The 5,544-nt window shown below is 60.9% G+C and carries 5 protein-coding genes; all 5 read left to right on the forward strand.

Translation table 11 applies throughout. From position 1 onward, the window contains the following. Nucleotides 1-152: 152 nt before the first annotated feature. The 5 genes from WBB95_RS16640 to WBB95_RS16660 all read left to right on the forward strand — a co-directional run bounded on the left by WBB95_RS16640 (nt 153) and on the right by WBB95_RS16660 (nt 5,396). Nucleotides 153-974 (forward strand): SDR family oxidoreductase, encoded by an 822-nt coding sequence (locus tag WBB95_RS16640; RefSeq protein ID WP_424488588.1) that lies wholly within the window; start codon nt 153-155, stop codon nt 972-974. 35 nt (nt 975-1,009) lie between these two features. Further along, on the forward strand, nt 1,010-1,990 hold the full coding sequence (locus tag WBB95_RS16645; RefSeq protein WP_424488589.1) for a substrate-binding domain-containing protein: 981 nt from the start codon (nt 1,010-1,012) through the stop codon (nt 1,988-1,990). Next, on the forward strand, nt 1,987-3,486 hold the full coding sequence (araG, locus tag WBB95_RS16650) for an L-arabinose ABC transporter ATP-binding protein AraG (RefSeq protein WP_424488590.1): 1,500 nt from the start codon (nt 1,987-1,989) through the stop codon (nt 3,484-3,486). Before WBB95_RS16645 ends, araG begins: the two co-directional genes overlap by 4 nt. A gap of 19 nt (nt 3,487-3,505) precedes the next feature. Beyond that, nucleotides 3,506-4,471, forward strand: a complete 966-nt coding sequence (gene araH, locus WBB95_RS16655; protein WP_025854166.1) for an L-arabinose ABC transporter permease AraH — start codon at nt 3,506-3,508, stop codon at nt 4,469-4,471. Nucleotides 4,472-4,592: 121 nt separating this feature from the next. Next, nucleotides 4,593-5,396, forward strand: a complete 804-nt coding sequence (locus WBB95_RS16660) for an IclR family transcriptional regulator (RefSeq protein ID WP_424488591.1) — start codon at nt 4,593-4,595, stop codon at nt 5,394-5,396. Nucleotides 5,397-5,544: the final 148 nt, after the last annotated feature.

Genomic DNA, 5,544 nt, shown 5'->3' on the forward strand with positions numbered 1-5,544 from the left:
CAGGCAAGCCAGCTCCCACAAAGTCATCTCCCCTTTTTTTTAGGCTTCGTTTCAATATATGGGATGCAAATTTATATATTGAGATATTTCAAAAGATGGGTTTATAGTCGGCAGCATCAGCACTCACTACCAAAAATAAAACAGGTGAAGCGATGCAGCCCCAACCGTTGTCATTACCCGCTGTGCCCGAGCCCACCTACGGCGAGCGGCTGAAAAACAAAGTAGTGATCATTACCGGCGCCGCCCAAGGCATTGGCGAGGCGATCGTCGCCTGCTTCCAGGCTCAGCAGGCACGCCTGGTCATCGCCGATATCCAGGCTGAAAAAGTCGAGAAAGTTGCCGCTCATTGGCGCGAACGCGGGGCCGAGATTGTTGCGCACGCTGTCGACATCACCTCCAAGGAGCAATGGCAGTCACTGGTCAACCTGGCCATCGAGCGCTTTGGTCGCGTGGACGTGCTGGTCAATTGCGCCGGAGTCAATGTGTTCCGCGACCCACTGGAAATGACCGACGAGGACTGGCGCCGCTGCTTCGCCATTGACCTCGACGGCGCCTGGTTCGGTTGCCGCACGGTGCTGCCGCACATGATCGAGCAGGGCATCGGCAACATCATCAACATTGCCTCCACCCACTCCAGCCACATCATTCCCGGCTGCTTTCCCTATCCCGTCGCCAAGCACGGCTTGCTCGGCCTGACCCGCGCCCTCGGCATCGAATACGCGTCCAAGGGCATCCGCGTGAATGCCATCGCGCCGGGCTATATCGAAACCCAGCTCAACGTCGATTACTGGAACGGTTTTGCCGACCCCCACGCCGAGCGCCAGCGCGCGTTCGATTTGCACCCGCCCAAGCGCATCGGCCAACCGGTTGAAGTGGCGATGAGTGCGCTGTTCCTGGCCACTGACGAAGCACCTTTTATCAATGCGACCTGCCTGATGATCGATGGCGGGCGTTCTGTGATGTACCACGACTAAAACTTGCGGCTCTCAATAACAACAAGAGGTGGCTCATGTTCAAGAAGACACTGGGTACGCTGGCGCTCGCCATAGCGTTCAGCGGGTGTGTATCGGCTGAAGAAGTAAAGATCGGCTTCCTGGTCAAGCAAGCCGAAGAACCCTGGTTCCAGACCGAATGGGCCTTTGCCGAGAAAGCCGGCAAGGACCAGGGCTTCACCGTGATCAAGATCGCCGTGCCCGATGGCGAGAAAACCCTTTCCGCCATCGACACCCTGGCGGCGAACGGTGCCAAGGGCTTTGTGATCTGCCCGCCGGACGTGTCCCTTGGCCCGGCGATCATGGCCAAGGCCAAGCTCAACGGCTTGAAAGTGCTGGCGGTGGATGACCGTTTTGTCGACGCCAAGGGCAAGCCCATGGAAGACGTGCCTTACGTCGGCCTGGACGCCTACAAGATCGGCCAGAAACAAGGCGAGGCGATGGCCACCGAAGCCAAGCATCGCAACTGGGACTGGAAGGAAACCTACGCCGTCATCAACACCTTTGACGAGCTGGAAACCGGCAAGAAACGCACCGACGGTTCAGTCGAAGGCCTCAAGGCCGCCGGCCTGCCCGCCGACCACATCCTGTTCAGCGCACAGAAAACCCTCGACGTGCCAGGCAGCATGGACTCGACCAACTCAGCCCTGGTGAAACTGCCCGGCACCGCGAAAAACCTGATCATTGGTGGCATGAACGACAGCACCGTATTGGGTGGTGTGCGCGCCACCGAAAGCGCCGGGTTCAAGGCGGCTAACGTGATCGGCGTCGGCATCAACGGCACCGATGCGATTGAAGAACTGAAGAAGTCCGACACCGGCTTCTACGGCTCGATGCTGCTGAGCCCGGACGCGTCCGGCTACAAAACCGCCAGCGCGATGTTCGAGTGGGTAACCAAGGGCACCGAGCCTGCCAAGTTCACCGCCCTGGATAACGTGACCCTGATCACCCGCGCCAACTTCAAGGAAGAGTTGAGCAAAATCGGTCTGTGGAAATGACCGGCGCGGCCTTGCGTTTCAACGGCATCGGCAAGGAGTTTCCTGGGGTCAAAGCCTTGGCGCAGATCAGCTTTGAAGCGCGGCCGCACGAGGTCCACGCGCTGATGGGCGAGAACGGCGCGGGCAAGTCCACGCTGCTCAAAATCCTCGGTGGCGCCTACCTGCCGAGCAGCGGCACGGTGCAGATCGGCGAGCAGGTCATGGCCTTCAAAAATGCGGCCGACAGCATTGCCAGTGGCGTCGCGGTGATCCACCAGGAACTGCACCTGGTGCCGGAAATGACCGTCGCCGAGAACCTGTTCCTCGGGCATTTGCCGTCGCGCTTCGGCGTGGTCAATCGTAGCCGGCTGCGCAAGCAGGCGTTGGCGTGCCTCAAAGGCCTGGCCGATGAAATCGACCCTGAGGAAAAGCTTGGTCGCCTGTCCCTGGGCCAGCGCCAACTGGTGGAAATCGCCAAGGCGCTGTCCCGTGGCGCCCATGTGATTGCTTTCGATGAGCCCACCAGCAGCCTGTCGGCGCGCGAGATTGACCGCTTGATGGCGATCATCACGCGCCTGCGCGACGAGGGCAAAGTGGTGCTTTATGTGTCGCACCGCATGGAAGAAGTGTTCCGCATCTGCAACGCCGTCACGGTGTTCAAGGATGGCCGTTACGTGCGCACGTTTGACGACATGGGCACGCTGACCCACGACCAGTTGGTGACGTGCATGGTCGGGCGCGACATTCAGGACATTTACGACTATCGCCCACGCGAACACGGCGAGGTCGCGCTCAAGGTCGACGGCCTGTTGGGCCCAGGCCTGCGTGAGCCAGTGAGTTTCGAGGTGCACAAAGGCGAGATTCTCGGCCTGTTCGGGCTGGTGGGCGCCGGGCGCACCGAGCTGTTTCGGCTGCTGAGCGGGTTGGAGCGCTCGACCGCCGGGCAGTTGCAGCTGTGCGGCGAAAACCTGCCACTGCGCTCGCCGCGCGATGCGATCGCCGCCGGCGTGCTGCTGTGCCCGGAAGACCGCAAGAAGGAGGGCATCATTCCGCTGTCCAGTGTGGCCGAGAACATCAATATCAGCGCACGTGGGGCGCATTCCACGTTTGGCTGGCTGTTGCGCGAAAGCTGGGAGAAGGGCAACGCCGACCAGCAGATCAAGGCGATGAAAGTGAAAACGCCGAATGCCGAGCAGAAGATCATGTACCTGTCCGGCGGCAACCAACAGAAGGCGATTCTGGGTCGTTGGCTGTCGATGCCGATGAAAGTGCTGCTGCTGGATGAACCCACGCGCGGCATCGACATCGGCGCCAAGTCGGAGATCTACCAGATCATCCACAACCTGGCGGCCAGCGGCATTGCGGTGATCGTGGTGTCCAGCGACCTGATGGAAGTGATGGGGATTTCTGATCGCATTCTGGTGATGAGTGAAGGCGCCTTGACCGGCGAGTTGAACCGCGACCAGGCCGACGAAGCACGCCTGTTGCAACTGGCTCTCCCGCGTTCGCGGGCTTGAAGAATTCGAGGGTGTAGGTATGTCACAGGTAAAAACTGCAAAGGGCTTTTGGCCGGGTTTCAACCAGCGCAAGTTTCTCGACGACTGGGTGATGCTGCTCGCCGCATTGAGCATCTTCGTGCTCAGCGCGCTGTTCATCGACAACTTTCTCTCGCCGCTGAACATGCGCGGCCTGGGTTTGGCGATTTCCACGGTCGGCATCGCCGCGTGCACCATGTTGTTCTGCCTGGCCTCCGGTCATTTCGACTTGTCGGTGGGCTCGGTCATTGCGTGCGCCGGCGTGGTGGCGGGGATTGTGATCCGCGACACCGACAGCGTGGTGCTCGGCGTGTCGGCGGCATTGGCCATGGGCCTGGTGGTGGGGCTGATTAACGGCATCGTCATTGCCAAGCTGCGCATCAATGCGTTGATCGCCACCTTGGCGACCATGCAGATCGTGCGCGGCCTGGCTTACATCTTCTCCAACGGCAAGGCCGTAGGCGTGATGGACGAAGGCTTCTTCGTGTTCGGTAACGGCCAACTGATGGGCGTGCCGGTGCCGATCATCATCACCGTGCTGTGCTTTGTGTTCTTCGGCTGGTTGCTCAACTACACCACCTACGGGCGCAACACCATGGCCATCGGCGGCAACCAGGAAGCGGCGCTGCTGGCCGGGGTGAACGTCGACCGTACCAAAATCATCATCTTTGCCGTGCACGGCTTGATCGGCGCGTTGGCCGGAGTGATCCTCGCCTCGCGCATGACCTCGGGCCAGCCGATGATTGGCCAGGGCTTTGAGCTGACGGTGATTTCTGCTTGCGTGCTGGGCGGGGTGTCGTTAAGCGGCGGGATCGGCATGATCCGCCATGTGATTGCCGGGGTGCTGATTCTGGCGATCATCGAGAATGCGATGAACCTGAAGAACATCGACACCTTCTACCAGTATGTGATCCGGGGTTCGATTCTGTTGCTGGCGGTGATTATTGACCGTATGAAGCAGCGCTAAAAAAGACACTGCAGAACCCTTGTGGGAGCTGGCTTGCCAGCCCCCACAGTGGATCTCTTCTGTTCAGCAGGTCTGCATTTGCCATAATGGCGCCGTTTTCGTACTTTCCAATAGGCCCGATATGCAGGAAAACGCCCTCACCCCCGTCAAAGAAACCGCGCCCACCGGCACCCAGACCTTGCTGCGTGGCCTGGGCGTGGTGCAGGCGGTGGCGGCCGGTGCGCGGGATCTGAAAGAGATCGCCCGGCGCATCGGCACCACCCGCAGCACCACCCACCGCCTGGCCAGTTGCCTGGTGGAGGAGCGTTACCTGCGCGTGGTGCCGCAAGTCGGTTACCTGCTGGGGCCGAAACTGATTGAGCTGGGGTTCCAGGCGCGCGACGAACTGCCGTTGGTGACCTTGGCCACTCCATACCTGGATGAGCTCTCGGCGCTCACCGGCGACACCGTCCACCTGGCGATTCGCGAGTACGACGAAGTGCTTTACCTGCACAAGAACCCTGGCCGCAACGGCCCGGAAATGCGCTCGCGGGTTGGCCATCGCATGCCGCTGGCGCGCACCGGCATCGGCAAGGCGATGTTGTTGGATGATTCGGTAGAAGAGTGGCAGCGCCTGTACGAAGTCAGCTTGCCGGCGGGCGGAAAAAGCCTGCAATGGCCACAGCACCCGGAGCAGTCGTGGGCACAGTTCGAGCAGCGCATGCGTGAATACGTGGAGGGCGGTTACGCGTTCGACCTGGAAGACAACGAACCGTCGATCCGTTGTGTGGCGGCACCGGTGCGCGACGCCAGCCGGCGAATCGTCGCCGGGCTGAGCATCGCCAGTACCGTGCCCTACATGCCGCTGGAGAAAATGGCCGAGCTGATCCCTGTGATCAAACAGGTCGCGGCCCGGCTGTCAGCGGAGTTGGGTGCGAAGGGCTGATCGGCTCTTCACCCCCCAAGACATGCCGTCGCCGTCGCTGACCTCTGCCGTAGCAGCTGTCGACCTCTGCCGTCGCCTTTGTCGACGTCTACCGTAGCAGCTGTCGAGCCTTGGCGAGGCTGCGTAGGCGGTGTGTCAGGTACACCGC

Source organism: Pseudomonas sp., from assembly GCF_049645325.1.
In the GTDB taxonomy this organism is placed as follows: domain Bacteria; phylum Pseudomonadota; class Gammaproteobacteria; order Pseudomonadales; family Pseudomonadaceae; genus Aquipseudomonas.